This window comes from Hymenobacter koreensis, assembly GCF_039541855.1.
Lineage (GTDB): Bacteria > Bacteroidota > Bacteroidia > Cytophagales > Hymenobacteraceae > Solirubrum > Solirubrum koreensis.
In genome coordinates, this window is the sequence record NZ_BAABHA010000010.1 from 578,269 (window position 1) to 604,011 (window position 25,743).

Annotated in this window: 25 protein-coding genes; 13 read left to right on the forward strand and 12 right to left on the reverse strand. The window is 57.4% G+C overall.

The annotated features are described in order from the left end of the window. Positions 1-20 precede the first annotated feature (20 nt). From ABD903_RS16490 to ABD903_RS16505, 4 genes are all read right to left on the reverse strand, one after another. Positions 21-2,960, reverse strand: coding sequence for an FtsK/SpoIIIE family DNA translocase (locus ABD903_RS16490; RefSeq protein WP_345226101.1), 2,940 nt, complete (start codon positions 2,958-2,960; stop codon positions 21-23). Between the two features lie 86 nt (positions 2,961-3,046). Beyond that, positions 3,047-4,795 (reverse strand): DUF6044 family protein, encoded by a 1,749-nt coding sequence (locus tag ABD903_RS16495; protein ID WP_345226103.1) that lies wholly within the window; start codon positions 4,793-4,795, stop codon positions 3,047-3,049. A gap of 61 nt (positions 4,796-4,856) precedes the next feature. Beyond that, entirely contained in the window at positions 4,857-5,762 is a 906-nt protein-coding gene (gene xerD, locus ABD903_RS16500; RefSeq protein ID WP_345226105.1) for a site-specific tyrosine recombinase XerD, read from the reverse strand. 60 nt (positions 5,763-5,822) lie between these two features. Then, entirely contained in the window at positions 5,823-6,422 is a 600-nt protein-coding gene (locus tag ABD903_RS16505; RefSeq protein WP_345226106.1) for a Riean_0653 family protein, read from the reverse strand. Positions 6,423-6,492: 70 nt separating this feature from the next. Here ABD903_RS16505 and ABD903_RS16510 point away from each other — a divergent pair, with 70 nt between their 5' ends. From ABD903_RS16510 to ABD903_RS16530, 5 genes are all read left to right on the forward strand, one after another. Beyond that, the gene (locus tag ABD903_RS16510; RefSeq protein ID WP_345226108.1) at positions 6,493-6,939 is read left to right on the forward strand and encodes a type II 3-dehydroquinate dehydratase; all 447 of its coding nucleotides are present in this window, start codon (positions 6,493-6,495) and stop codon (positions 6,937-6,939) included. 151 nt (positions 6,940-7,090) lie between these two features. Next, positions 7,091-8,146: an aminotransferase class V-fold PLP-dependent enzyme gene (locus ABD903_RS16515; RefSeq protein WP_345226109.1), complete on the forward strand. Its 1,056-nt coding sequence runs from the start codon at positions 7,091-7,093 to the stop codon at positions 8,144-8,146. Positions 8,147-8,236: 90 nt separating this feature from the next. Then, positions 8,237-8,800, forward strand: a complete 564-nt coding sequence (locus ABD903_RS16520; RefSeq protein ID WP_345226419.1) for a MarC family protein — start codon at positions 8,237-8,239, stop codon at positions 8,798-8,800. Between the two features lie 86 nt (positions 8,801-8,886). Next, positions 8,887-9,360, forward strand: coding sequence for a ribonuclease HI (gene rnhA / locus ABD903_RS16525; RefSeq protein ID WP_345226111.1), 474 nt, complete (start codon positions 8,887-8,889; stop codon positions 9,358-9,360). Between the two features lie 30 nt (positions 9,361-9,390). After that, a complete protein-coding gene (locus tag ABD903_RS16530; protein WP_345226113.1) occupies positions 9,391-10,113 on the forward strand; it encodes a tRNA1(Val) (adenine(37)-N6)-methyltransferase in 723 nt (240 codons plus the stop codon). 4 nt (positions 10,114-10,117) lie between these two features. Here ABD903_RS16530 and ABD903_RS16535 read toward each other — a convergent pair whose 3' ends face one another. Genes ABD903_RS16535 through ABD903_RS16545 form a run of 3 tightly spaced genes read right to left on the reverse strand, consistent with a single transcriptional unit; the run spans position 10,118 to position 13,148 of the window. Then, positions 10,118-10,816, reverse strand: a complete 699-nt coding sequence (locus ABD903_RS16535) for an ATP-binding cassette domain-containing protein (protein WP_345226115.1) — start codon at positions 10,814-10,816, stop codon at positions 10,118-10,120. After that, positions 10,809-11,756: a hypothetical protein gene (locus ABD903_RS16540; protein WP_345226116.1), complete on the reverse strand. Its 948-nt coding sequence runs from the start codon at positions 11,754-11,756 to the stop codon at positions 10,809-10,811. The genes ABD903_RS16535 and ABD903_RS16540 overlap by 8 nt, the downstream gene beginning before the upstream one ends. A gap of 9 nt (positions 11,757-11,765) precedes the next feature. Further along, positions 11,766-13,148: a saccharopine dehydrogenase family protein gene (locus ABD903_RS16545; RefSeq protein WP_345226118.1), complete on the reverse strand. Its 1,383-nt coding sequence runs from the start codon at positions 13,146-13,148 to the stop codon at positions 11,766-11,768. 211 nt (positions 13,149-13,359) lie between these two features. Here ABD903_RS16545 and ABD903_RS16550 point away from each other — a divergent pair, with 211 nt between their 5' ends. Beyond that, positions 13,360-13,848, forward strand: a complete 489-nt coding sequence (locus ABD903_RS16550) for a cytidine deaminase (RefSeq protein ID WP_345226120.1) — start codon at positions 13,360-13,362, stop codon at positions 13,846-13,848. A 14-nt stretch (positions 13,849-13,862) separates the two neighbouring features. After that, positions 13,863-14,516, forward strand: a complete 654-nt coding sequence (locus tag ABD903_RS16555; protein ID WP_345226122.1) for an alpha/beta hydrolase — start codon at positions 13,863-13,865, stop codon at positions 14,514-14,516. Between the two features lie 30 nt (positions 14,517-14,546). Here ABD903_RS16555 and ABD903_RS16560 read toward each other — a convergent pair whose 3' ends face one another. From ABD903_RS16560 to ABD903_RS16575, 4 genes are all read right to left on the reverse strand, one after another. Further along, positions 14,547-15,302, reverse strand: a complete 756-nt coding sequence (locus ABD903_RS16560) for an SDR family NAD(P)-dependent oxidoreductase (RefSeq protein ID WP_345226124.1) — start codon at positions 15,300-15,302, stop codon at positions 14,547-14,549. An 84-nt stretch (positions 15,303-15,386) separates the two neighbouring features. Next, on the reverse strand, positions 15,387-16,178 hold the full coding sequence (gene porT / locus ABD903_RS16565; RefSeq protein WP_345226126.1) for a type IX secretion/gliding motility protein PorT/SprT: 792 nt from the start codon (positions 16,176-16,178) through the stop codon (positions 15,387-15,389). Then, the gene (gene ubiE, locus ABD903_RS16570; RefSeq protein ID WP_345226127.1) at positions 16,127-16,852 is read right to left on the reverse strand and encodes a bifunctional demethylmenaquinone methyltransferase/2-methoxy-6-polyprenyl-1,4-benzoquinol methylase UbiE; all 726 of its coding nucleotides are present in this window, start codon (positions 16,850-16,852) and stop codon (positions 16,127-16,129) included. The genes porT and ubiE overlap by 52 nt, the downstream gene beginning before the upstream one ends. 236 nt (positions 16,853-17,088) lie before the next feature. After that, positions 17,089-19,332 (reverse strand): OmpA family protein, encoded by a 2,244-nt coding sequence (locus ABD903_RS16575; protein ID WP_345226129.1) that lies wholly within the window; start codon positions 19,330-19,332, stop codon positions 17,089-17,091. Positions 19,333-19,876: 544 nt separating this feature from the next. Here ABD903_RS16575 and yihA point away from each other — a divergent pair. The 3 genes from yihA to ABD903_RS16590 all read left to right on the forward strand — a co-directional run bounded on the left by yihA (position 19,877) and on the right by ABD903_RS16590 (position 21,678). Further along, on the forward strand, positions 19,877-20,494 hold the full coding sequence (gene yihA / locus ABD903_RS16580) for a ribosome biogenesis GTP-binding protein YihA/YsxC (RefSeq protein WP_345226131.1): 618 nt from the start codon (positions 19,877-19,879) through the stop codon (positions 20,492-20,494). A gap of 73 nt (positions 20,495-20,567) precedes the next feature. Further along, positions 20,568-21,071 (forward strand): energy transducer TonB, encoded by a 504-nt coding sequence (locus ABD903_RS16585; protein ID WP_345226132.1) that lies wholly within the window; start codon positions 20,568-20,570, stop codon positions 21,069-21,071. A 31-nt stretch (positions 21,072-21,102) separates the two neighbouring features. Further along, the gene (locus ABD903_RS16590) at positions 21,103-21,678 is read left to right on the forward strand and encodes a DUF5606 family protein (protein ID WP_345226133.1); all 576 of its coding nucleotides are present in this window, start codon (positions 21,103-21,105) and stop codon (positions 21,676-21,678) included. A gap of 78 nt (positions 21,679-21,756) precedes the next feature. Here ABD903_RS16590 and fbp read toward each other — a convergent pair whose 3' ends face one another. Further along, a complete protein-coding gene (fbp, locus tag ABD903_RS16595; RefSeq protein ID WP_345226135.1) occupies positions 21,757-22,788 on the reverse strand; it encodes a class 1 fructose-bisphosphatase in 1,032 nt (343 codons plus the stop codon). 95 nt (positions 22,789-22,883) lie between these two features. Here fbp and ABD903_RS16600 point away from each other — a divergent pair, with 95 nt between their 5' ends. From ABD903_RS16600 to ABD903_RS16610, 3 genes are all read left to right on the forward strand, one after another. Beyond that, positions 22,884-24,170 (forward strand): aspartate kinase, encoded by a 1,287-nt coding sequence (locus ABD903_RS16600; RefSeq protein ID WP_345226137.1) that lies wholly within the window; start codon positions 22,884-22,886, stop codon positions 24,168-24,170. A 262-nt stretch (positions 24,171-24,432) separates the two neighbouring features. Further along, positions 24,433-24,885, forward strand: coding sequence for a Fur family transcriptional regulator (locus ABD903_RS16605; RefSeq protein WP_345226138.1), 453 nt, complete (start codon positions 24,433-24,435; stop codon positions 24,883-24,885). A gap of 131 nt (positions 24,886-25,016) precedes the next feature. Then, positions 25,017-25,655: a peroxiredoxin gene (locus ABD903_RS16610; RefSeq protein ID WP_345226140.1), complete on the forward strand. Its 639-nt coding sequence runs from the start codon at positions 25,017-25,019 to the stop codon at positions 25,653-25,655. Positions 25,656-25,743: the final 88 nt, after the last annotated feature.

Genomic DNA, 25,743 nt, shown 5'->3' on the forward strand with positions numbered 1-25,743 from the left:
GCAGTTACCCATACTGAGAACTACTTGGGCAGGTTATTCAACAACTGTTCCAAAGCGTATTCGTCCGGAATTAAAACTTCACGCGCCTTGCTTCCTTCAAACGGTCCAACCACCCCGGCGTGTTCCAATTGGTCAATCAATCGGCCGGCGCGGTTGTAGCCTAGCTTCAGGCGGCGCTGCAACAAAGACGTACTTCCCTGCTGATGTTGCACGATAATGCGCGCCGCGTCCTCAAACATCGAATCCCGGTCGGCAGGGTCCATATCCTCGTTACCGCTACCGGCGTCGCCATCGGCACCGGCTACTTCGGGCAGCATATAAGCGTCGGAGTACCCTTGTTGTTCGCCCACAAAGTCGCAAAGGCGGTCTACCTCTGGCGTATCGATAAACGCGCACTGCACGCGAATAAGGTCGGAGCCGGCCGAGAACAGCATGTCACCTTGTCCGACGAGCTGATCGGCTCCGCCGGTATCGAGAATAGTGCGCGAGTCGATTTTGCTCGTCACCTTAAAGCTGATACGGCACGGAAAGTTGGCCTTGATGATACCCGTAATTACGTTTACCGACGGACGCTGCGTAGCTACAATCAAGTGAATACCGATGGCGCGAGCCAGCTGGGCCAAGCGGGCAATGGGCGTTTCCACCTCTTTACCGGCCGTCATCATGAGGTCGGCCAGTTCATCAATCACCAGTACAATGAAGGGCATGTAGCGGTGCCCCTTCTTCGGGTTGAGGCGGCGCTCGGTGAACTTGCGGTTGTACTCGCTCAGGTTGCGGCAGCCGGCGTCCTTCAGCAGGTCGTAGCGGCGGTCCATTTCCATGCACAACGAGTTGAGCGTGTTCACCACCTTCTTCGTGTCGGTGATGATGGCCTCCTCAGTGTCTGGCAGCTTGGCCAGGAAATGGCGTTCAATCTTGTTGAAGATGCTCAGTTCTACCTTTTTGGGGTCGACGAGCACGAACTTGAGCTGCGAAGGATGACGCTTGTAAATCAGCGAGGCCAGAATCACGTTCAAACCCACCGATTTACCCTGGCCCGTGGCACCGGCCATCAGCAAGTGGGGCATCTTGGCCAGGTCGGCCACAAACACCTCGTTGGTAATGGTGCGGCCGAAGGCAATGGGCAAACTCATTTCGGTTTTGGCGAACTTCTCGGTGGCAAAAACCGACCGAATGCTCACCATTTCCTTTTTGGTATTCGGCACTTCAATACCAATGGTACCCTTGCCCGGAATGGGCGCGATAATACGGATGCCGAGGGCGGCGAGGCTCAGGGCAATGTCGTCTTCGAGGCTCTTGATTTTGGAAATGCGCACCCCGGCGTCGGGCACGATTTCGTAGAGCGTAACCGTGGGGCCGATGGTGGCTTTGATGGAGGCGATGTTGATGCCGTAGTGGCCCAGCGTCTCTACAATGCGGTCTTTATTGGCCTCCAGCTCTTCCTTGCTGACTTGCGCTTTGGCCACTCCGTAGTCGTTGAGCAGCTCCAGCGTAGGGTATTGGTAGCGCGGCAGGTCCAGCGTGGGGTCGTAATTAACGGAGGGCATGGCGTCCTCATCTTCTTCCACCACGGCGGCTACATCGGCGCCGGCATTGGGGTCCAGCTCATCGGGGTCTTCGTCGATGTGCAGGGCCGGGGCCGCAGGTATTTCCACCTCGAAAGCCGGGCCTTTGGTGGGCACGGGCAAGGGGGCGTTGTCGTCGGCCAAGTCGGCCATGGACAGCGGCGTGGGTACCCGCGGTGCTACCACCGGAGCTTCGGAAACCGGTGCTTCAATGGAGAAGCTCGGGCCGGAAGCAGCACCGCTTAGGGCCGCTGCGGCAGCGCTGGTAGCAGCCGTAGCCGGAGCGGCCATACCGCCCAGTGCCAGCGAAGCACCAGCTGCTACCGAGGCCGCAGGACGCAAATCGAAGTCGGTTTCGGTCGTGGGTTCTTCGTTTTCCAGGGAAAGCGAAACGGCTGGGCGCGCAAGAGCGGGCTCGGGCTTGGTCGACTTTGCGGGTGCGGGAGTTTCTACTTCGGCGACCGGACCGGTGCGGCGCAGGGTGAAACCCGGTGCGTCATCTTCTTCGGTGTCGTCGCCGTCAAGCGAGGCTGTGGGGTTTGCGCCGTGGTTCACGCCACCCAAACCCGTACGCTCGTAGAGGTCGGGCTGATTTACGGCTTCATCTTCTTCGCCTGAGGCGGCCATACCGACGCGACGCGGCAGGTTAAGGGTGGTTACGTTAAAAAACGCTACCACAAAGGAAATCAGCAGGAAAGCCAGCAGCAGCACCGAGCCCCAGCCCAGCAAGCTATCGAGCCATAAGGCGGATTCGTAGCCAACTTGGCCGCTCAGAAAATCGAGGCTGTGGGCGGTACGGGGGTCGGCATCGGGCGTTTGAATGCTCAGCACCAGATAGCCTAGCAGCAAACTCAACCACAGCATGGCAAACAGGCACAGCGCCAGCACGTAGCTCAGCGACACTTCCATGCGCCGGAACACGATTTTGTAACCCACGGCGAAGGCCACCGGAATCAGGGCGAAAGCGCCTAGTCCGAAGCCTTGGTAAATGAGCAAATGCGCCATCCAGGCCCCCGTGAGACCCAGCCAGTTGCCCGATTCCTGCCCGGCTTCTTTTACGGGAGTACCGTTGAGGCCTTCCACCACGCTTTGATCGGCGTGCCCCGTAAAGAGGAACGAGAAGAAGGCAATAGTGAGAAACAGCGAGGAGAGCAGAAAGAAAAAGCCTACGAACAGCTGAAAGCGCCGGTCGCGCAGGAAGCCGAACACACCGCCAAAGTTGGGCAGCTTCAGGGGCTGCCGCGGCGGCTTAGGCGGTTTGGGAGCGGCCGCCGGGCGGCGGTTTTCGCGCAGGGGCTCCGGTGCCTCAACCTTGGGTTGGTTGCGCACGGGGCGGGGCTCATTGGCAGCGCGGGGAGCGTTGCCATTCGCCGGTTTAAAAGTATTCTTTGCCATTGGACGCACCAAAGAGCCAAAATTACGGGTTTTTCGGCAGCGAAAATGGGAAAATCAAGCCCCCAGATGCCTCCTCAAACCCTAAGTTACTGGGGTATTACTTCATAAAGATACACCTGCCAGTACGCCGTAGGGTCGCTGTACTGCTTAATCAACTGCAAGCCCGTTTGGTTTGGGGTGGCAAGCCGCGCTGCCGACAACAAATACTGCCCCCCCATTTGCCTGAACGTCACGGCATCGAAGCGGAAATCGTTGACCACGGCTTGTTCGTTGCGGCCTTCGCGAAAGTTCTTTCCCAACTCGGCCGCCACCACGTAGCAGCGGTTGCCCCAGGCATCGTAGTAACGGCGCAGCTCCGGGCTTTTGGCCAGCTCGCCCGCAATAATGGGCCGGAAACGGTGCTTGTACTGAAGTGGGTAATTGTTCTGGTAGCTGTCGAGGGTGTAAAAGCCGTTGAGTTGGGCCACTGCTGGCGGGAACCCCAAACATGCCACGCGCCATGCAGAAGCTGGGGCTTGCTGCCGTTGCTCCAACTCCTGCCGAATGGCGGTGAACAAGGCTGGCGCCACGTATTGCCGCCACGTAGGCTCGTGGGCTGTGGGTCGGTTCAGCCACATTCGAGCGTTATACAGCCATTCCAGATTGCTGAGTAGACCTAATGCGAGTTGCAGACCAACAAAACCCAAACGTAGCTTCGCCGAAGGCAACAAACGCAACGCCAGCACCAGCACACCGAACCACAGCAGCGGCGTCAAGAAGTGAAAACGCGTGAGGTTGAACGCGCCCAACGCCGGCAATACGCGCTGCACCGGTGTCATCAGCTGCGGATAGAAACCGCAGAAAACAGCCAACGCCAACAGCACCAGCAGCAAAACCGCCACGGGCCGCAGCCCCTCTCCTATTGTTTTTGAACCGGTTCGGCTTCTGAACTGCCACGCCGCCATGGCAACGACCAGCAACACAACCCCGTGAAAAAAGCGGCTCGAATGGTACTGACCCCACAAAAAGAACTGCACGGTGCTACGTACACCGGCAAGTAAACCTGCCGGGGCCAGTTCGGCCAAACGGAACTCCACCCGATGCGGCACGAACTCGGGTTGCACGAACACCGAACGTAAAAGTGGCCACTCTACCACCGCGTAGCTAAGCGTAAGGACCAGTAGGCCCGCCCACGCGCTCCAAGCCAGCTGCCGGGCGCGTAGCGCATTGACCAGCAGAAAAGCGCCAAGCCCAGCAACAATGAACGCACCGGCCAGCACCAGGCTCGACCACAGCGGAAAGAAGAGCAACACCAGCCAATCAAACCAACGCCCGCGGCCAGCACGCAGGTTTAGCACCGCCAGCAGCGGCCAAGGTGTGCCCAGCGCCGAGAGGCCGTACATGGTATAGGTAGGTAGCACTGCCCAGGCCAATGCGGTAGATGCGGCCAGAACGGTATTTTCAGGCTCGGGCCAAACGTAGCGCCGCAGCAGACAGAATATGCCCAGCAACGCTACTGCGCGCACCATTAACTGGTTAACCCAGTACGCAGCCAATGGAGACAGTAGACCAAACAGCCCCACGGTAACACTAAGACCGGGCCGTACAGCGGAGCGTGGCAGGCCATCCATAATGGGCGGCAAAGTGGTGCCGGGGCGGTAGTCCAGCACCACTCCTACCTGGTGCAGCACGTACGGGATATTGATTTCAGCGTCGAGGTTGTCGTCGATGGTGACGTAACTGTCGGCACCACGCATCACGCAAGGCAGCCACAGCAGCAGCAACGCCAGCACGGCCATTGCGGCAGCGCGTGAAGGCGGCAGGGACTTCAACCAAGAGCGAAAAGAGGCGGGCATGGGCGCAAAGGTCGGAGCGGCGGCGACGCGGTGGGCGGGCCACGGAAAAAAGCCGATAGATTTAGCTGCGCGGGTGAAACGCCGTAATCACCTGCCGCAGGTAGTCGCGGTCGAGGTGGGTGTAAATTTCGGTGGTGGTGATGCTTTCGTGGCCCAGCATTTCCTGCACCGCCCGCAAATCGGCGCCACCTTCGATGAGGTGAGTGGCGAACGAGTGCCGGAACGTATGGGGGCTAATGGTTTTGCGCACCCCGGCTTTGTCGGCGGTGTCTTTGATGATGTTAAACACCATTACCCGCGACAAGGCTCCGCCACGCCGGTTCAGGAACACGATGTCCTCGGAGCCTTTTTGCACATCGAGGTGGCAGCGCACGCCGCTTAGGTAAATGCTGATGTGCTTGAGGGCATCACGGCCAATGGGCACAAGGCGCTCCTTCGAGCCCTTACCCAGCACGCGCACAAAGCCTTCGTCGGGATACAAATTGGAGAGCTTTAGCCCGGTGAGTTCCGAAACGCGCAGCCCGGAGGAGTACAGCACTTCCAGCATGGCGCGGTTGCGCGTGCCTTCGTTGGTGCTTACATCAATGGCGTTTAGCAGCTGCTCAATTTCCTCGTAGCTGAGCGTATCGGGTAGTTTGCGCCCCAGCTTCGGCGACTCCACGGTATCGGTGGGGTCTTGGGAAGTGAGGTCTTCCATAAGCATGAACTTGTAGAAAGCCCGCAGTCCCGAGAGCGTGCGCGCCTGCGACACGGCCGATAAACCCAGTTCGCCCAGCCACGCCAGGAAGTCTCGAATAAGGCGAGTGGTGACTTTTTCGGGGCCGGCTGGCAGCTTGTACAACTCTAAAAACTGGCGCAGCTTATCAACGTCGCGGGAGTACGCTTCAATGGAATGGCCCGACAACGACTTTTCCAGCCGGAGGTAGCCTTCAAACTGCTTGATAACTGCGTGCCAGTGTAGCGCCATACGCCCGCAAAGCTACGGTGCCGGGCCGTAGTGCCAGCCGGACAGTGCTTGCTGCTTTGCTTAGAATGCCTGCACGTCGAAGCGGCCTTCTTTCACGGTTATGGTTTTGCCTGCCGAAGTCGTGGCCGTAAACTCAAACGTGCCCGATACCACTGTGAAATTAGAAGTAACGGTGTTGCCCAATACGGTGGTGGTTTTGGTGCGTGGCTCCACCTTGGTGATGGTAAGCGTGCCGGTGTTGCCCGAGCCGGCTATGTAATCCTCGATGTTGTTGAGGTCGTTTTCGCGCGACCAGTAGCGGGCCGTTAAGCCGTTTCTGAGCGTGTAGGTACCGGGCACGAACGAGGTGGTGTTCAGCGACAGATTAAACTCCTCCCACCCCGGCGCGTCGTTGTGGTCGTCGGAGGCTCTGAGGGTAAAACCGGTGCCGGTGAGGTCGGCATCCAGCGGGGGCAGCAGCATGTGGTCGGAGCCGGGCAGCCACACCTTGTCGCCGAGCTTACAGCCGAAGGTGTTTTTGCCGTCCTGGGTGGCTTCGGGTAACTTGGGAGTTGCCGCTTCTACAATTACTTTTTTGCAGTTGCTGGCCGACAGCGTCAGCGCCAAGATGGGTAACAATAAGGCCGCGCGGCGAATGGGGAGCATCGAGGGTAGTTTCATCGGGAGGCAAGTTACAGATTCGTCTCGTTCGCAAAATCACATCTTTATGTAGTTCCTCCCATCTTCGTCCATGCAAATTCTGATTCTCAACGGTCCGAACCTCAACCTGCTCGGCCGCCGCGAACCCGCCGTGTACGGCACCCGCTCTTTCGACGACTTCCTGCCCGAACTGCGCGAGGCTTTTCCCGACCTCACACTCGAATATTTCCAGAGCAACCACGAAGGCGAGCTGATCGACAAACTGCACGAAGTGGGCTATACCTACGCCGGCGTAGTGCTAAATGCCGGCGGCTACACACACACCAGCGTAGCCCTGGCCGATGCCGTGGCCGCTATTGCCACGCCCGTGGTGGAAGTACACCTGTCGAACACCGCCGCTCGGGAGGATTTCCGCAAAGCCAGCCTGATTGGGCGCTACTGTGTGGGTTCCATTGCCGGTTTCAAGCTCGAAAGCTACCGCCTAGCGTTGCAGTATTTCCAGTCCTTGCGGCCCAAGCGCGTGGGGTTTAAGGTCTGAGGTTAGCGTCAGCAGATCATCGGCTGATTCGCCGGGTTGGCAATGATGGGCCCGTTTGGTCGTTTGCATACCCGTAATTCGCCAAGCATCGTGGGCTTGTGCGGTCTACCTTTGCGGCGGCCTTGCGGCCCCTTCCTTTGACTTCTCTGCCATGTATACTTTCATTCCCGGTCCTTCACAGGTGTACCCCGCTGTACGCCAGTATTTAGCCGCCGCCTTCGACGAAGGCTGGCTATCGGCACCGCACCGCGGCGAACGGTTTACGGCGCTGGTGCGCCAAACCGTGGGCGAGCTGAAAGCCCGCCTGAATATTCCGCAGGACTACTTCATTTTCTTCACATCGTCGGCCACAGAGTGCTGGGAAATCATTGCCCAAAGCCTCACCGCCAAGCGCAGTTTCCACCTGTATAACGGATCCTTCGGCGAGAAATGGCTGGAATACGCTAAGTCTATTCAGCCGGCCAGCAGCGGCCACCAGTTTGGGTTGGAGGAAGTAGCCGACCCCAACCTGATTCCCGACGATGCCGACATAGTCTGCATCACCCAAAACGAAACCAGCACCGCGACCCAGCTGCGCGACGGCGCTGTGCTCAACATTTACAACCGTTGCCAGCAAACCGGCGCGTTACTGGCCGTGGATGTTACGTCGTCGCTGGGTGGCATTCAGCTGAAGCACATCAAGGCCGATGTGTGGTTTGCCTCGGTGCAAAAATGCTTTGGCATGCCCGCCGGGCTGGGTTTGCTGATTTGTTCGCCGCGGGCCATTGCCAAGGCCAAAGAGCTGAACGAGCGAGGCCATTACAATTCGCTTACGGCCATGCACGAGAAGATGCTCAACCACCAAACCACGCACACGCCCAACGTGCTGGCCATATACCTGCTCTGCCGCGTGCTGCTCGACCGCGCGCCCATCAAGGTTATCGACCAGCACCTGCGCGAGCGGGCCGCGCGGCTGTATCAGTTCTTCGAGGAGAACAGCCCGTTTACACCGCTGGTCCAAAACCCCGAAACGCGTTCCACCACCGTTATTGCGCTGCAGGGCCAACCAGCCCGCATTGAGGAAGTAAAGCGCCGGGCCTTGGCCGTGGGGCTTACGCTGGGCGGCGGCTACGGGCCGTTGGCCAAAACCACCATCCGCATCGCCAACTTCCCCGCGCTACCCGACGTAGCCTACGAACAGCTGATGCAGTTTTTTACGGCCGAATAAGGCACCAACCAAGCCGGCTCCGGCCCGAGTTTCCTTTCACACCACGCGAGTCTTCTGCCCGCGACACTGCCCATGCCCGACCTTGCTGCCATGTTCTCGCTGAAAGAAATTTCTTCGGTAACACTCACGCTGTTTGCCATCATCGATATTCTGGGCTCCATTCCCATCATCATCCAGATTCGGCAGCGCGAAGGCAAAATCAACTCCGAAAAAGCCACCATCGTGGCCGGGCTGCTTATGGTGGTGTTTCTGTTTCTGGGCCAGAGTATCCTGTCTTTGTTCGGGGTCGATTTCCAGTCGTTTGCTTTGGCCGGTGCCCTTATCATTTTCCTGATTGGAATGGAAATGGTGCTGGGCATCGAGCTGTTTCGGCACAACCCGTTGGCTAGCGGTTCGGGCTCCATTGTGCCGCTGGCTTTTCCCCTCATCGTGGGCGCCGGCACCATGACCACGCTGCTCTCGTTGCGGGCCGCGTATTCGCTTCCGAACGTGCTGGTGGGCATCTTTTTCAACCTCGTGTTCGTGTACCTGGTGCTGAAAAGCAGCTCGTGGATTGAGCGCAAACTCGGCAAAGCCGGCGAAGACATTCTGCGCCGCGTGTTCGGCGTGATTCTGCTCGCCATTGCCATTAAGCTATTCAAGCAAAACTTTTAGGTGACAAGGTGAAGAGGTAACACGTGACAGGGCCATAAGCCCAACGACTTACCTCTTCACCTGTCGCGTGTTACTCCTCACCCCAAATGATTTACCTCTTCACCGACGGTTCCTCGCGCGGCAACCCCGGCCCCGGCGGCTACGGCACCATTCTGCGCTTTGGCCCCCACGAAAAAGAAATTACCCAGGGTTTTCGGCTGACCACCAACAACCGCATGGAACTGCTGGCCGTGATTGTGGGCCTGGAAGCCGTTACCCGCCCGGAACTGCCCATTATGGTGGTATCCGACTCGAAGTACGTGGTGGAAGCCGTGGACAAGCGCTGGGTATTTGGCTGGGAGAAAAAAGCCGATTTCGGTAAGAAAGCCAACGAGGATTTGTGGCGCCGCTTTCTGAAAGTGTACCGCCAGCGCACCGTGCAGTTCAAGTGGATTAAGGGCCACGCCGGCCACCGCGAAAACGAGCGGTGCGACCAACTGGCCGTGAACAGCGCCCTGCGCGGCCCCTTGCTTATCGACGAAGGTTACGAACGCATTGAGGCGGCCCGCAAGCTATTGTAGTCCGCGCCTATCTCTCCTACTTCGCGGCCCGTGGCTAACTCGTATTTCCAGTTTAAGCATTTCCGCATCGAGCAGGGCCGCACAGCCATGAAAGTGTGTACCGATGCCTGTGTACTGGGCGCCGTGGCCGACGTATCGGGTGCCACCCGCATTCTGGACGTGGGAACCGGCACCGGCTTGCTGGCCCTCATGGCGGCTCAGCGCAACCCCACAGCCCATATCGAAGCCGTGGAGCTAGACGAAGCCGCCGCCGCACAAGCTGCCGAAAACGTCGCTGCCAGTCCGTGGGCTGACCGCATCACGGTGCAGGCTTGCAGCCTGCAGACGTACGCCGCTTCCCAGCCCGCGCCCTTCGACCACATCATCTGCAACCCACCGTTTTTTCGCGACTCGCTACGGTCGCCCGATGCGGCCCGCACCACGGCTCGCCACACCGCCGATGATTCGCTGACGTTTGCTGAATTGGCGCAGTTTGCCGCTGCACACCTACCGCTTACCGGTTTGCTCACGGTGCTTCTTCCTCTACCCGAAATGCAACACTTCGCCCGCGAAGCCAGCGTGGCCGGCCTCTACCCGGTTTCACGACTGGTGCTGCGGCACCGCGCTTGCAGCAAACCCCTACGGCATATTGTGGCGTTCAGCCGTACACGAATCCCGTTTACCGAACAGGAGTTATCGATTCACGAAGCGCAAAGCACCGACTACTCCTCTACCTTCCGCACTTTGCTTAGTCCGTTTTATCTGGCGCTTTAGCGGGCTAGTTGGGAAGCAATTGGTGCAGTTGCCGCAGCTTTTCCTGGTGTTGGGTATCCAGCAAGTCGTCGGCTAAAGCCCCAAACTCGTGGGCCGCATAGTGGCGCAACACCACCCCGTTGCTGAGCACCGTTACCTCGTCGCAGATTTCGGTTAGTGAGCTAAGCAAATGCGAGGTAAGCAGAATTCCCACGCCCTGACTGCGCAAACGCAACAGTATTTCCTTCAGTAATAAATTGGCGCTTAGGTCAAGGCCGTTGAAAGGCTCATCCAGAATCAGGTAGCGAAAGTCCTGCACGAGAACCGCCAGCAAAGCCAGCTTCTTCTTCATGCCAGCCGAATACTCCTCGGCGTATTGGTCCAGCGGAAGTTCCAGCAAGCGGTTCCAGCCATTTAGGTCGGGCATGGTACGCTTTCTGGCTTGGAGGCAGAACTCCACGTACTCACGGCCGGTGAGTTTGGGGTAAAACCAGGGCTCGTAGGGCAGCAGGCCGGTATGTTGGCGGAGTGGCTGTCCGGTGGTTTCGGTTATCCGGCCTTCATCGGGGCTCAATAGGCCGTACAGGCAGTTGATGAGCGTGGTTTTGCCGGCTCCGTTGGCACCCACCAAGCCGTGAATAGTGCCCGGCCGCAGCGTTAAGCTTACGTCCTGTAGCACGGTATGGGCGCCGAAAGATTTGCGCAGGTGCTCGGCTCTAATCATAGCGGTACTGCCAAAGCTGGCGGCGACTTTTAAAGATGACTCCACCGAACGCGGCCGCGAACAGTGCGCCGTACACCGGATTTGAGGCGAGAAGCAACAGGCCCAAAGCCACCATGCCGCCTTGGGTCAGGCGAATTAAAGTGGCGTTCGGATAAAAGGAGTATTTGGCCAGCACCACCATCGTCCAGACGGCCGTTCCCCACAGCAGCAACAGCGCGGCTCCGGCCGGACCCGCGGGCCCAACAAGCAATAAGAACAGCAGCGGAGCCGTAGTGAGGAGGTAATACACTAACCCCAGCACCAACCGCCGGGCCAGGTACGCTCCCGGCTGCTTCGCCGCAACCAGGAGCATGGCCGTCGGCTCAGGAGTGCTGTATATGGGCGCCGCTATTACCGTCCAAACTACCAACGACGCGGCCGTAGCCGTGGGATACGCACGCAACGCCAAGGCTACGCCAAGTATCAGCAGCCACATCCACCAGGCCCCCAGCTGTCGAAAGCCGCCTACCCATTCAAAAGCCTCGCTGCGGAAAAAACTGCGCGGCCGGCTGCGCGAAGCCCGGGCAACGGCGGGTGACGCCCAAGCCACGCAGGGCGTTGAAAACAACGTCAGCAAGGCGGCTGGCCAATGCTCAAAAAGCAGCAGTATCAGGAAAGCCGGCAGGGCCAGCAACGCGTATTCGGCCATCAGCCAAATGCGGTGCTGGGGCGCAATGATGGCCAAACCAAGCAGATCGGTGCGGCGGCGGTGAGCCGAAAACGTGAAGACCAGTAGCAGTGCCGGCAACGCCCAATGGCCTTGCGGCCAGCGGGCCACCGTAAACAGGGTGTTGCCAACAGCGGCAATAAACAAGGGCCCCAGCAGCGCCAGCCGTACCCAACCCAGTTCAGCCAGTTGTCGACCAAGTACCCGTGCGCGCAGCCGCAGATAGGCTTTCATACGGCTGAGTTACTGCTGCTGGGCCGCACTAGCCATTACGTTCCGTGTTAGGGTGTGGCGCTCCTCCACAAACTGAATTCCGTAATCGGCATCCAGTTCTGCCAGAATGGGTTCGTACAAATCGGTGTGAACGGGAATAACTACCCCTCGGTGGGGCACTAAACCCTGGGTTAAGCGGCGCACGGCCATGGCCAGTGGCAAACCCACTGTTTTGGCCATGGCCGTATGCGTGGCGTCGTCGCCCACTACCACCAGGGAGGAGGTTTGCTGATATGTCATGCCCTCCTGCTCATATTCCAGCAGGTGCTGCATCACAATCATGTCGTGGTCGTGGGGCTGCAGCTGCCATTTGGCGGTCAGCAGCTTTTCCAGCAGTTGCGCCGGAGTGGCATCGGGTAACCCCACGGGTTCTGCGCCGAACAAGCCCAGCCACGCCAGTCGGGCTATTTCTTCACTTTCCGGAGCCAGGTTCAGCTGTGCAGCTACCCGCTCCGCTAAAGAGGTGGCGGTAACGGCAGGCGGCAGGAACGATTCCATCAGCTCCGACCACGGCAGCGAGGCGGCATTGCCCAAATGGTAGCTGTCGTCGGTGAGGCCCAACGACACCAGCGCGGCCCAGGCGGCGCAGTAGCCGGGCCGGCGCAGGGTACCGCGCAGCATTGTGGGAATATTCTCCAAGCCGTAAAGGGGCCGGTAGCTCAGAGAGTCGCGGTTAGCGTAGCCTTCAAACTGGCCGTACCCCGGCACGCCGAGGGTTTCTATCCGCCGAAACAGGTGCTGGTACGGAATAAAGCGCGGGTGGCCGTGTTCGATGTATTTGGCCGTGCCCTGTCCGGCCAACACTACGTTGCGCGGGTTCCAGGTGAATTTATACCGCCAGGGGTTGTCGCCTTCCGAGTCGGGGGCCATAAGGCCGCCGCAGTACGACTTAAACGAGGTAAGCTGACCACCAGCGGCCCTAATTTCCTCGATCATGGGCAAGGCCGACATGTGGTCGAGGCCGGGGTCGAGGCCGCATTCCATGAGAAACGTGAGCCCGGCTGCTCGCGCTTCGGCATCAAACGCGCGAATTTCTTCGGTGGCGTACGAGGCAGTGGCGAGGTGCTTGCCGTGGGCGAGGCACGCTTTGGCCACCACCGGGTGAAACAAAGCCGGCAGCATGGAAATAACCACGTCGTGGCCGGCCACCAATTCGTGCAGACGCTCCTGCTGCCCAATTTCAAAAGCCACGGCCTGGGCCCGCTCTGCAAAAGAAGCGAGTTGTGCGTGTAGCGGCTCGGGGTTAACATCGGCAATGGTCAGGTGCCAGTCTTCGGTAGTCAGGTGAGCCAGCAAGTACTGGATAAGTGACGAAGCCGAGCGGCCGGCACCAAGCAAAAGCAAACGAGTCATGTGCAGGTTATCAAGTATTGGTCGCTGGCAGCGGTACTAGACAAGTGTAAAAGGGCATTAACGATATGAGGACAAAACCCTATTGACACCTGCCAGCTGCCGTTCAACAATTTGTTTCCGCCCGAAATGTACTATTTTCGTCCCCCGTGGCCCAACGGGGCCGTCCTTTGGCGGCTGATTACTCCTCTTCCCCGCTGATCTTGCGCCCTCGATGGCTCAAACCCTGAACCTCACCATCACCGCCGACGTGCTTACGACGGCCGACCTTTCTCCCGACGAAGCTCGTTGCTGGGAAGCTGCTCAAGAGGCTACCAATCGGTCCTACTCGCCCTACTCCCACTTTCAGGTAGGCGCCGCGCTACTGCTCGACGACGACTCGATTTTTCAGAACGCAAACCAGGAAAACGCCGCGTATCCTTCCGGCCTTTGCGCCGAACGCACGGCTTTGTACGGTTTGGCGAGCCGGCCTGGGCGTACCATTAAATGCATGGCCGTAGCAGCCCGCCCCCACGGCGGCGAGTTTGTGGCCGTTACTTCCTGTGGCGCTTGCCGCCAGGTAATGGCAGAGTTCGAACAACGCCAATCTCAGCCTATTTCCTTGCTGCTCCCCGGTCCAAATGGCACCATCTGGCGTTTTCACCGCCTCGCCGATTTGCTGCCGTTTCAGTTCATGGCCGACGTGCTTCCCGCACGCGACTAAAGCTGAATTAAGTAATGGAAGCTTTCGAGCACCGCCTAGTGGTTCCGCGCACCGCTCGTTACTACCAAATCGGGGACTTAGCCACCGCCCGACAGTTGTGGGTGGTTTGCCACGGCTACGGACAACTAGCGGCTTATTTCATTCGGCATTTCCGTACGGTTGTGGAACACGCTCCCGGTACGGTAGTGGTGGCGCCCGAAGGCCTTTCAAAGTTTTACCTACAGGGCACCAGCGGCCGGGTAGGCGCTACCTGGATGACCCGCGAAGACCGCCTCAGCGAAATTGAGGACTATTCGACTTACCTTGACCAGCTGATTAGCCAGTTACTGGCTGCTTGCCCGAATCCGGTAACGGTAACCTTGCTTGGGTTTTCACAGGGCGCTACCACCCTCAGCCGTTGGCTGATGCGCAGCGCCTTTTTACCAGCACACCTGGTGCTGTGGGCGGGCACGTTCCCGGAGGACACTCCGAATGAGGCCGCACGGAACCTTCTCACCTCACTGCCCCGCCTAAGCTTTGTGTGCGGCACCGCGGACCCGTATTTTCCGAGGGAAAAAGTGGATGCGCAGCTACTAATGCTCGCGGAATATGGCGCTACCCCTCAGGAACTGCGCTTTACCGGCGGCCATGAGCTGAATGCGGAGCTGCTCCGGGAGTTGACTGCCTAGGTACTGAACCAGTGCTCAAGCAGCCCACCGTTAGGCGGGCTGTTGCTTGTTTATAACCGTAGCAGCAGCCTGGGCTCCGGCCAGAATAGTGACTTCCGAAATGGTTACGTTGGGAGGCCGGGTCACGATAAACTGAATAACCTCGGCTACGTCCTCGGGCCGCAGCGGCTCGTATCCTTGGTAAACGCTTTCGGCGCGGGTTTTGTCGCCCTTAAAGCGCACCTCAGAGAATTCCGTTTGTACTGCACCAGGGTTTACTTCCGCCACCCGAATGCCTAGACTGATAAGATCCAGGCGCATGCCTTTGCTGAGCGATGCTACCGCCGCTTTGGAAGCACAGTACACATTACCATTGGCGTAAGCTTCGTGACCGGCAATCGACCCGATGTTCACGATAAAGCCGTTGCGTTTTGCTTGCATAGCAGGCAGTACCGCGTGCGTAACATTCAGCAAGCCGCGCACATTACTATCCAGCATGGCATCCCAATCCGTAGGGTCCCCGTTTTGAATGGGAGCCAGCCCGTGGGCATTGCCGGCGTTGTTTACCAGTACATCTATTGCCTGAAATTCGGGTGGTAAGCTGGCTACGGCGGCTTGTACGGCTTCCCGGTCGCGCACATCAAAGGTGAGTACGTGTACCGGAACGGGCGCCAGCTGCTGGGCCAGTTCGGTCAGCCGCTCGAGCCGGCGGCCGGTTAGCACCAGCTTAAAACCGGATTGGGCCAGGGCTACGGCCGTGGCGCGGCCAATACCGGAAGAGGCACCGGTAATAAAAGCAATACGCATTGCCAATGTGGGTTGAGGTGCAACACAGGCAACGGCCGCCGCAGTAGCCTGCTTAGCTACTGCGGCGGCCGTTAGCCATGTGGTTTATTCGATGTTCAGGTAGAGCGTGACCGAATTGCTTCGAACCCGCTGGAAACTGCGGGTGTACACGTCGTTGCCTGGCTTCAGCAAATTGGGCAAGCCATGCGAGAAGCGCAACTCCGGCCCGAATTTAAAGAACGGGTAAAACAGGTCGAGGCCAACGCCGTACTCAAGGGCGAAATCGGAGCCGTTTACTTCCATGATGCTGCGCAGCGGCTCACGCTTGCGCTGCCCGATGTTGATGCTGGGCTTAATACCGCCAATCAGGTAAACACGCGTGTTGCGCCGCCGGTCCGATTTGTATTTCAGCAGTACCGGAAACGTAACCTGGGTGGTGCTTATTTCCTGGTTGAGCACGCTGTCCTGGCTTCCCCCAACTTTCAGAAACTCCACTTGGTTTTCATAAAGCGGGTTCACACCCGGCGCAAAGCGCAGACTTAAGTAATCGGTGAGGCGTAAATCCCCGATAAACCCAACCCCGAAGCCCGGCGAAACCAACGCATTGGCCGCCAAGCCCGAGCCCACATAGGCCTGGGAGTGTTCGAGCCGGTAGCGCGAGCCGTACACCGAGATGTAAATACCGGGGTGAAACCACTTGGTATCGTAGCCCGGCAGGTTGTTGACCGTAACCGACTTTACCCGGCCGTTTTTACCACGGTTGGCGCTGGTCGCGCTGCCTTTTTGTGCCAGAACTGCCGTGGGCAGAAGAAGCAACAGCAGCACAACGGCCCGCTTCAGCGAGCTTACTTGGTGGCGGTGTATATGGAGCTGATGCCGAACGTGAGCGGTTGCCATTGAGGGGAAGTAAAACCAACCTGCTTCAGGATAGCCAGAAAATCGGGGCCATCGGGAAACGCCTGCACCGACGCGGGCAGGTACGAATACGCAGCTTGGTCTTTGGAAATCAGTTTACCAAATACCGGCAGCACATGCCGGAAGTAGAAGTTGTACGCTTGCTTAAAAGGAAAAACGCGGGGCTTGGAGAATTCCAGAATCACCAGCTTCCCTCCGGGCTTCAGCACGCGTTGCATTTCGGCCAGGCCCAGGGACAGGTTCTCGAAGTTACGAACCCCAAAAGAAGCCGTAACGGCATCGAAAGTAGCATCGGCAAACGGCAGGTTCTCGGAGTCGCCCAGTTGCAGCTCGATCCGGTGCCCCAGCCCCCGTTCACGCACCTTGCGGCGGCCCACTTCCAGCATGCCTTCGGATATATCTACTCCGGTTACCTGCACCTCCGGGCCTACCCGCAGGGTTTCGAATGCGAAGTCCCCGGTGCCGGTAGCAATGTCGAGGATGCGGGCCGGCCGCAACTGCCGTAACTCACCCACGGCCTTGCGCCGCCAGTAGATGTCGGTGCCGGCGCTTAGGAAATGGTTTAGAAAGTCATACTTACCCGCAATGCTGTTGAACATCTGCGCGACCTGTGACTTTTTGCCCGTGGGGTCATCTTTGTAGGGAACTACGCTCATGAGTGGTCATGCAAACGGCGAATGAGGCCGCAAATTGCCCAAATAGAACGAGCCGGACGCGATATTGTTGGAAAAACCTAGTAAGCCTTGTTACAAGAGGCAACAACATTCATGATTTTCAGTCCAGTACGGCCACAGTAGGCAGTTTGGGCAACGGTATAAAAGAAACCGGACGGCCGGAAAAAAACGGGTCGGGCAATTTGCCCGACCCGTTAAACTAGTTGGCGCAGCCTGGGCTACTCCGTCTTGGTTTTCACTTTGGTTTTGTCGCCGTCGGCTTCTTTGGCTTTGGCATCAATCTCACCATTCTTCGTGGTGGTCTTGCTCTTCTCGCCCGTTGGCGACTCCGTCTTAACCTTCACCTTGTCGCTGTCTTCGTCTACCTTGGTTTTCACCTTGGTGCCGTCGGCCGCTTTGATTTTGGTTTTGCCGGGTTGCAGCGGGGCTGCGGTGCCAGTACCGGTGCTCATGGTACCAGTACCCGTAGCACCCGAGGTTGAGGTACCTGTGCCGGTTCCGGTAGAAGTGCCGGAAGCACCACCGCCGGGAGCCGTCATTACATCCTGCAACGACTGGCCTTCCTTCAGAATCGGACGGAATTCCACGCGGCGGTTCAGCTGCATGTTCTCCGGCGAATCGTTCGGAGCAGCCGGGCGACGCTCGCCGTAGCTAACCGTTACCATGCGCGTTTCGCCAATGCCGTTTTTCTTCAAGAAGTTGTATGCCGAGTTCGAGCGGTTCTGGCCAAGCACCATGTTGTACTCGTCGGTGTTGCGCGCATCACAGTGGCCTTCAATTGAGATGTTCAGACCAGGATTAGCCTTCAGCACCCGGGCAACGTTGTTCAACTCGGTAACCGACTCCGGACGCAGGTTATACTTGTCGGTGTCGAAGTAGATCTTCTTGAACATGTCGCCCGCAAGGCTCATCGTGTCGACGTACGGGATGTAGAAGTTCTTGGTGATGGTGCTAGAGTCGGCCGTTACGATAGGCACGGCAAACTCTTCCGTCGCAATGTTCTTACCATCCTTCGACAGAGCTACCTGATAGGTACGGCCCGAAAGCACGTTCACCTGGTAGTTGCCGGAATCCGGGCGGGTTACGTCGCGGAAGCTGATGGCAGTTTTATCGGCCGTCTGGCCGTTAAACACCAGCTCTACCCCGGGAATAACGGTTACGCTGTCACGGGCCGAGAATACCTTACCCTTGATCGTTACATTCTTGATGTAGTTGATCGTGTAGATGTCTTTCTCGCCGTAACCACCAATGCGGTACGAAGACAGGTAAGCGTACGAGCCATCGGGGCTCAGGCGGTAGTAAGTATCATCGTCCGGCGTGTTCACGGGGTAGCCCATGTTCTCAGCCTGACCCCATTTGTTGCCAATGGAGTCGTATACCGAGCGGAAGATATCGTAGCCGCCCATGGTGTTGTGGCCACGCGACGAGAAGTACAAGGTCTTGCCGTCGCGGCTCAGGTACGGGCTGTCGTCGTCGTACTTGGTGTTGATGGCGTTGCCGATGCTCTTGGCCGGACCCCAGTCTCCACCAGCCTGACGGCTAGCGTAGTAGATATCCAAACGACCATCCTCTGAGTACTTACCGGTCGAGAAGTAAATCGTCAGGCCATCGGGCGTGATGTAGGCGTCCGATTCGAACTGCTTGGAGTTGATGTTACCGTTCAGCTTCTTAGGCTCCGTCCAGTCACCGCCGTTCTTCTCCGAGTAGAAAATGTCGCCGTTCTCGTCCTGGCGGTACATCAACATCTTGGTATCGTTGTCGAACACCTGGATGGATGCATCGTGGCCTTTGCCGTTCAACGCACCCGACAGCGAGCGGGGCTTTTCCCATTCGTCTTCGTCGATACGCTTGGCTTCGAAGATGTCTTCGTAGTACTCGCCATCGGAAGCTACGTTGCCCTGGCCCTGCTTGGCCTTGCCAGCATCGGCGTTAGCACCCGTAACGTTCTCAGAACGAGAGGTAAAGAGCAGCACTTTATCATCCGACGAAATTACGGGGCTGTGCTCCGAGTACGCCGAGTTGATGGTAGGCCCGAGGTTCTTGACGAAGATGTCCTTAGGGCTGTTGAACTGCACCTTGGCGTTTTTGGCGTGCTGAATCAGCTGGGCCAAGTCGGCTTTGCGGGTGTCTTTCTTCTTGAGGGTGGCGTTGTAGGCCTGGAAGTGGGTAATAGCCTCGTCGAAGTTGTAGTTCAGGTGGTCTACACGGCCCAACCAGTACTCCACATCTTTAGCAACCTTCGGCTTCAGCTTCTGGGCTTTGTAGATGTAGTCGCTGGCTTTTTCCTTATCGAACGACATGTACGAAATGCCGGCGCGGAACAGAGCTAACGCGTTGTTGGGTTCCTTCGCCAGCACTTGCTCGTAGAAAGGAATAGCCGCGCGGTAGTTTTCTTGTTCCCAAAATTTGTTGGCGGTCTTCAGCTGCTTGCGGGTGCTCTGAGCCATCGAAGGCTGAGCCACAGCAGCGGTCAGAGCGAGTGCGCAAGAAGCATGAAGTAACCTTCTGACGAAGTTGTCCATTGGAAGGAGAGTTTGAAATAAGGAGTTGCGAGAAGGAGTGTGGTAGCTTCACTTTACTGGCCCTTGAATAAGGCTCAGGGTAGGTAAAAGCGTCCCTATATACTCAAAACCCGACTCAAGGTTAGTTGTCGGCGAATGATTTTGAAAGAAAAAAACGCAGCCGGCTGCCACGCGAAGAACTTCAAAACCGCTTACAAAGCCCCAAAAAAGGGGTTTGTTGCGGGCAAAGATAGAAATTTTATAATACGACCTTCCTCTTATCCAATCTATTTTACAAGCGGTAAGATGAAAAGAGGAGCCAAAAAAATGCCGGCCGCAGAATTTTGGTAAACCTTAGCTTATGCGGCACAAATATAGAAGCGTCGAAATAACCACAAGAAATTGACCCTAAAAATAACACGGCCTCCTATTGCGTTTGGATTTGATACGGGGTTAACCGCCTACTTTTGCTTTTTCTAATTCACCCTTTTTCCACCTAGCGCATATGGTTATTCGTGATGCCCGCTTTATCTGCAGCAACACCCAGGTTGCGTTATGTCCTGAGCCCTCCCTTCCCGAATACGCCTTTATTGGCCGGTCAAACGTGGGTAAATCGTCGTTGATAAATATGTTGACGGGGCGCTCCGGATTGGCCAAAACTTCGTCGTTGCCGGGGAAAACCCAGCTCATCAATCATTTTCTTATTAACGAAGAATGGTACCTGGTAGATTTACCCGGCTACGGATACGCCCGCGTAAGCAAAGACTCGCGTGCGAATTGGGCAAAAATGATTCGGGCGTATCTATCAAAACGCGAAAACCTGAGTTGCGTATTTGTTTTAATTGACTCCCGCTTACCACCGCAAAACGTTGACCTTGAGTTTCTCATCATGCTGGGAGAAATGGGCGTGCCGTTTGTTATGGTCTTCACTAAATCCGATAAACAGTCGGGGTCTCGTACGGCGCAAAACGTGCAAACCTTCTTGGCCAAGATGAGCGAAACCTGGGATGAATTACCACGTCATTTTGTTACGTCCGCCGTCGGGCGCAACGGCCGCGACGAAGTTTTGGCGTTCATCGACGAAGTAAACCAACAGCTACGCGAAACGGAGGGGAATGCGTAGATTGGCCCTGTAATTGCCGGGCCCTGGCCTCTACGTAATATTCTGTTTCCCACCCTCCTTTTTCTCTTCCTCCATGAAAGCTACCACCTTCACGCTGGCCTTGGCCCTGCTGGCACTTGCGGCCGTGCCGGCTATGGCACAGCAGAAAGTGAAAATAAAAACCAAAACTGAGTCCGGTAACGCACCTGCGCCCGAAACGGAGGCCGCACCCCAAGAGCCGGCAGCCGGTACAGGTGCTGGTAAAGCCGGCGCCGGAACCGTGGGCCGGTCTATTGCCGTAGCCCAATACTACGAAGGCGGCCAGGAGGCCATGTATGCCTTCATCGAGCAAGAGCTTAAGTACCCGCTGATGGCCCGTCGCAACCGGATTCAAGGCACTTGCATCGTGAGCTTTACCTTGAACCCCGACGGCAGCATGTCGGGTGTGAAGCTGGTGAAGAACATTGGCGGCGGCTGCGGCGAAGAAGCGCTGCGCGTGGTGCGCCTGCTCAAATTCAAACAGCCCGATTACCCGATCCTGACCAGTTTGCCCATTGCCTTTAAACTGGGCGCAGCCGGAGCTAACACCGCGCAGTAATTCTGCCTTTCTTTCACTTCTTTTTCATCCTATGCCCTACGACCTGAGGGAAATTGCTGCCATTAGTGGCATGAGCGGCCTGTACCGCTTGGTACGTCCCGCCAACCAAGGCGTGCTGGTGGAGTCGCTCGACGAGCGCGCCCGGCGTTCGGTAGCATCGGCCCGCAACAAGGTGTCGCTGCTGCACGAAATTTCCATTTACACCGAAGACCCTGAGGAAACCGTTCCGCTGACGGAAGTATTTGACCGCATTCACCAGAAGTACGGCCAGAGCCTGCCGGTAACCAATAAATCGGACGACGCCGCGCTGAGCCAGTTTATGGGCGAGGTAGTACCTGAGTACGACCGTCAGCGCGTGTATCACTCCGATATCAAGAAGCTTATTACTTGGTACGGTGCTGTGAGCAGCCGTTTGGAGTACCAGTCGGCCGAAGCCGCTGCAGGCGACGAAGCCGCGGCCCAAGCCGAGGAAAACGACCCCACAACGGACACGCTGAGCACGGCCGGCGCCATTCCGGCGCAGAACGAGGACGCAGCCGACAATGCTTCGGGAAATCCCGAAGCCGGCGACGACAAGCCAAAGCGCACGCGCAAGAAAGCTGAGTAAGCTCCCGGGCCTACAAACAAAAAGCCCCGCCGGATTATTCCGCCGGGGCTTTTTGCTTCGTAAAAACTAGTAACAGGGTTAAGCTTCCTGCGCCGCGTCTACGGTTTCCGTTTTGCGAATAAACTCTTCGGCCTTTTCTACCAGCTCGGTAGAGCCGATGAACAGCGGGCACCGCTCGTGCAGTTCGCGCGGTTCCACCTCCATAATACGCTTGATGCCGGTACTTGCCTTGCCGCCTGCCTGCTCCACGATGAAAGCCAGGCAGTTGCATTCGTACATGAGGCGCAGCTTGCCATTCGGAGACTTGGCGGTGGGCGGGTACATGTAAATGCCGCCCTTCAGCAGGTTGCGGTGGAAATCAGCCACCAACGAGCCGATGTATCGGGCCGAATAGTTCTGGTCTTTGCAGTACTGAACGTACTGCTTTACGCCTTCGGTGAAGGTGTTCGAGCTACCTTCGTTAATGGAGTAAATGGTACCGGTTTTGGGTGTGGTGATGTTGGGGTGCGAGAGGAAAAATTCGCCCAACGACGCTTCATAGGTGAAGCCGTTTACCCCGTTGCCGGTGGTGTAAACGAGCATAGTGCTCGATCCGTAAATCACGTAGCCGGCAGCCACTTGGTGCACGCCCTTTTGTAAGCAGTCTTCCTGTGTGCCCTCCTGCCCGATAGGCGACTGACGACGGTAGATGGAAAAGATGGTGCCGATGGACACGTTCACGTCGATGTTCGAGGAACCGTCCAAGGGGTCGATGGCCACCACGTATTTACCTTGGGTTTTGCCGGTCTGGATCATGTCCTCTTCCTCTTCGGAAATGACCGTGCAAACTTCACCGCCGTTGCGCAGGGCGCGGATGAAGCGGATGTTGGCAATGACGTCGAGCTTCTGCTGGTCTTCGCCCTGCACGTTTTGCTGGCCGTATGCGCCGGCAATATCGATAAGGCCCGAGCGGTTGATTTCGCGGTTCACGATTTTGGCTGCCAGCGCAATGTCGCGCAGCAGCTGCGACAACTCGCCGGTAGCGTAGGGAAAATCTTCCTGCTTGCGCATGATAAACCGGTCGAGGGTAGTGCCTACCGGAAGCGCGAGGCGGTCGGAGTTATTGTCCATAACAGCAGTAAGAAGGGGAAAAAGGGCATTGACTGGATAGGCAAAACTACGCGATTTCGCGCGCATCTGCGGGGCGTTTTTCTACTTTTGACGCCATGCAGCATCCGCTTCCGCTCAGCGTGTACAAATTTGGCGGCGCTTCCGTTAAAGACGCCGCCGCTATTCGCAACCTCCAATCCATTATTGGGCAGCACCCAACCGAGCAGCCGCTCCTGGTTGTGGTATCGGCCATGGGCAAAACCACCAACGCCCTGGAGCACCTGTTTCAGTTGGCGCATTCGGGCCAGGACTACACCGAACCGCTATTGGCATTGCGGCAGTTTCACCAAGAAGTAGCCGCAGAGTTGCTACCTGACGCGCCATGCAACGCGCAGGGCCATGTAGAATGCGGGGCTTTATCTGGGCTTTTGCAGGAACTAGGCGACCGGCTTGGCAGCGTAACCAAAGGCGACTACGACCGGCAATACGACCAAATTGTGAGCTACGGCGAACTGTTGGCCACCTGCGTGGTGGCCGCCGCTACCGGTACACAGTGGCTGGATATTCGCCCCCTTATTCGTACCGACCACACCTGGCGCGAGGGCCGTGTAGATTGGCCCACCACCGAGCGGAACCTACGCGACCAGGTTCTGCCCCTGCTAGCCCACGGACCTGTGCTTACGCAAGGCTTTTTGGGCGGCACCAGCAGCGGGCAAACCACCACGCTGGGTCGCGAGGGTTCCGATTACACGGCTGCTATTCTGGCTTACTGCCTTGGAGGGCAGTCGGTAACTATTTGGAAAGACGTGGCGGGCCTGCTGAACGCCGACCCCAAGATTTTCCCGAACACGGTGCGTTACCCCGAAATCAGCTACCAGGAAACCATTGAAATGGCGTACTACGGGGCTTCGGTCATTCACCCGAAAACCATTAAGCCGCTGGCCGTGCGGGGTATTCCACTTTATGTGAAATCGTTTGTGGACCCCACGGCCGAGGGCACCAAGATTCACGACTGCAAGCACGCGGGTTTGGTACCGGCCTACATCCGTAAAACTGATCAGTGCCTGATTTCCTTCGAGTCGAAAGACCTGACCTTTATTTCCGAGGAAAACCTGGAGGTCATTTTTGGGGCGCTGGCACAGGTGCGGCTCAAAATCAACCTGATGCAGAACTCAGCAATCAGCTTCTCAGTGTGTACCGACTGGCACGAGTACCGGCTGCGCAAACTGCTGGAAACGCTGCGGGAGCAGTTTACCATTTACTACAATACCGGCCTGGAGCTTTACACCATTAAGAACTACACTGCCCAAGCCATTACAGAGCTTACCCATGGCCGCGAGCTTCTGCTGGAACAACGCACCCGTCAGACCTTTCAATTCGTGAGTCGTACAACTGGGCTTTAGCTGCTTTTGTCTTTCGATTAGCCAATAAACGACACTCGTTAGGGTATGCGGCTGTAACAGTGTGGCAGCCGCATTAGCAGGAAGCCCACCTATCAGACGGACGCGCTTACTCTTGTGGTTCAGGTAAAGTTCAGGCGCCTCATTTGGGTACTGCGCAACTCAGAAATGCCGCCGGGCAAACTTGTAGCACAGTTTGCATGAAACCTTTTGCAGCGCAAAGGGCTTTTAAAGCTACCTTTGCACCGGAGAATAATTCTTGTCTGTGAGTTTGCATACCGCCCACCATTCTTTGCCAAGTCCCGAGCAGTTGCGCGAACAGTTGGCCACGGCCGGCCTGCGTGCTACTCAGCAGCGCGTGGCTATTTTGGCGGCGTTGCGCACGTTACCGGGGCATCCCACGGCCGAGCAGGTGTTCCGGCAAGTGCGCCCGGCCAACCCCACGGTGTCGTTGGGCACAGTGTACAAGGCGCTGGATTCGTTTGTAGCGGCTGGCTTGTTGCGCCGTGTGGCCGATGCCGACGGTACCCGCCGCCGCTACGACCCCGATTGCACCAACCACCACCATTTGGTGTGCCAGAACACGCAGGAAATCATTGATTACTGCGACCCCCAACTAGACCGGTTGCTGCAGGAGTTTTTCGCGGCCCGCGGCTTCGAAAACTTCCAACCCCACTCCTACTCACTGCATATCACCGGCGTACGGAGTGAGGCGTAGTAAGTAGTGTTAACCGCTTTTGACATCATGCCTCGCGGCTCTGCTGCGCACATGAGCGTGCCCATACTGGCTGTTTCATAGCCTCATCGTTTTTCCACCTCCCCCACTTTTTTCATTAAACCCCACTTACCATGGCAGTTCTCGTTGGCAAGCGTGCCCCTTCGTTTAAAGCTACCGCCGTTATCGATGGCGAATTCGAGGAGGATTTCTCGCTTGACCGCTACCTGGGCAAGAAGCACGTCATCTTCTACTTCTACCCGGCTGACTTTACTTTTGTTTGCCCCACTGAAATCATTGCGTTTCAAGACCGTTTGGCTGAGTTCGACGCCAAAGGTGTAGCCATTGTGGGCTGCTCGACCGACTCGCACTTCTCGCACTTTGCCTGGCTGCAGACCCCGCGCGACAACGGCGGCATTGAGGGCGTAACCTACCCGCTGGTGGCCGATGCTACCAAAACCATTGCGGCTAACTACGACGTGCTTGGTGGTCATTACGACTACAACGAAGCCGGCGAAATGATCTACGTAGGCTCGCCCGTAGCTTACCGTGGCTTGTTCCTGATCGACAAAGACGGCATCGTACGGCACCAACTGGTGAACGACGGTCCGCTGGGCCGCAGCATCGACGAAGCCATTCGCATGGTGGACGCCCTGCAATACTTCGAGAAAAACGGCGAAGTATGCCCCGCTAACTGGGAAGAAGGCAAAGAGGCTATGTCGGCCACCCGCGAAGGCGTAGCCAACTACCTCAGCAAGCAGCCGGTTGCCTAATTCGGCTCTTCTGACAGATTGAAAAGCCCTGGCCACTTACGGCCGGGGCTTTTTTGTGGGCCGAAGCCGGTCAGAGCGCGTACTTTTG

What these genes read in the sequence shown, in the direction of transcription:
- ABD903_RS16610 (WP_345226140.1), top strand. Translation starts at nt 25,017, where the DNA reads ATGGCAGTTCTCGTTGGCAAGCGTGCCCCTTCGTTTAAAGCTACCGCC.
- ABD903_RS16550 (WP_345226120.1), top strand. Translation starts at nt 13,360, where the DNA reads ATGGCTCAAACCCTGAACCTCACCATCACCGCCGACGTGCTTACGACG.
- ABD903_RS16555 (WP_345226122.1), top strand. Translation starts at nt 13,863, where the DNA reads ATGGAAGCTTTCGAGCACCGCCTAGTGGTTCCGCGCACCGCTCGTTAC.
- ABD903_RS16590 (WP_345226133.1), top strand. Translation starts at nt 21,103, where the DNA reads ATGCCCTACGACCTGAGGGAAATTGCTGCCATTAGTGGCATGAGCGGC.
- ABD903_RS16490 (WP_345226101.1), bottom strand. Translation starts at nt 2,960, where the DNA reads ATGGCAAAGAATACTTTTAAACCGGCGAATGGCAACGCTCCCCGCGCT.
- fbp (WP_345226135.1), bottom strand. Translation starts at nt 22,788, where the DNA reads ATGGACAATAACTCCGACCGCCTCGCGCTTCCGGTAGGCACTACCCTC.
- xerD (WP_345226105.1), bottom strand. Translation starts at nt 5,762, where the DNA reads ATGGCGCTACACTGGCACGCAGTTATCAAGCAGTTTGAAGGCTACCTC.
- ABD903_RS16545 (WP_345226118.1), bottom strand. Translation starts at nt 13,148, where the DNA reads ATGACTCGTTTGCTTTTGCTTGGTGCCGGCCGCTCGGCTTCGTCACTT.
- ABD903_RS16510 (WP_345226108.1), top strand. Translation starts at nt 6,493, where the DNA reads ATGCAAATTCTGATTCTCAACGGTCCGAACCTCAACCTGCTCGGCCGC.
- ABD903_RS16585 (WP_345226132.1), top strand. Translation starts at nt 20,568, where the DNA reads ATGAAAGCTACCACCTTCACGCTGGCCTTGGCCCTGCTGGCACTTGCG.
- ABD903_RS16520 (WP_345226419.1), top strand. Translation starts at nt 8,237, where the DNA reads ATGTTCTCGCTGAAAGAAATTTCTTCGGTAACACTCACGCTGTTTGCC.
- rnhA (WP_345226111.1), top strand. Translation starts at nt 8,887, where the DNA reads ATGATTTACCTCTTCACCGACGGTTCCTCGCGCGGCAACCCCGGCCCC.
- ABD903_RS16515 (WP_345226109.1), top strand. Translation starts at nt 7,091, where the DNA reads ATGTATACTTTCATTCCCGGTCCTTCACAGGTGTACCCCGCTGTACGC.
- yihA (WP_345226131.1), top strand. Translation starts at nt 19,877, where the DNA reads ATGGTTATTCGTGATGCCCGCTTTATCTGCAGCAACACCCAGGTTGCG.
- ubiE (WP_345226127.1), bottom strand. Translation starts at nt 16,852, where the DNA reads ATGAGCGTAGTTCCCTACAAAGATGACCCCACGGGCAAAAAGTCACAG.
- ABD903_RS16560 (WP_345226124.1), bottom strand. Translation starts at nt 15,302, where the DNA reads ATGCGTATTGCTTTTATTACCGGTGCCTCTTCCGGTATTGGCCGCGCC.
- ABD903_RS16495 (WP_345226103.1), bottom strand. Translation starts at nt 4,795, where the DNA reads ATGCCCGCCTCTTTTCGCTCTTGGTTGAAGTCCCTGCCGCCTTCACGC.
- ABD903_RS16505 (WP_345226106.1), bottom strand. Translation starts at nt 6,422, where the DNA reads ATGAAACTACCCTCGATGCTCCCCATTCGCCGCGCGGCCTTATTGTTA.
- ABD903_RS16600 (WP_345226137.1), top strand. Translation starts at nt 22,884, where the DNA reads ATGCAGCATCCGCTTCCGCTCAGCGTGTACAAATTTGGCGGCGCTTCC.
- ABD903_RS16535 (WP_345226115.1), bottom strand. Translation starts at nt 10,816, where the DNA reads ATGATTAGAGCCGAGCACCTGCGCAAATCTTTCGGCGCCCATACCGTG.
- porT (WP_345226126.1), bottom strand. Translation starts at nt 16,178, where the DNA reads ATGGCAACCGCTCACGTTCGGCATCAGCTCCATATACACCGCCACCAA.
- ABD903_RS16540 (WP_345226116.1), bottom strand. Translation starts at nt 11,756, where the DNA reads ATGAAAGCCTATCTGCGGCTGCGCGCACGGGTACTTGGTCGACAACTG.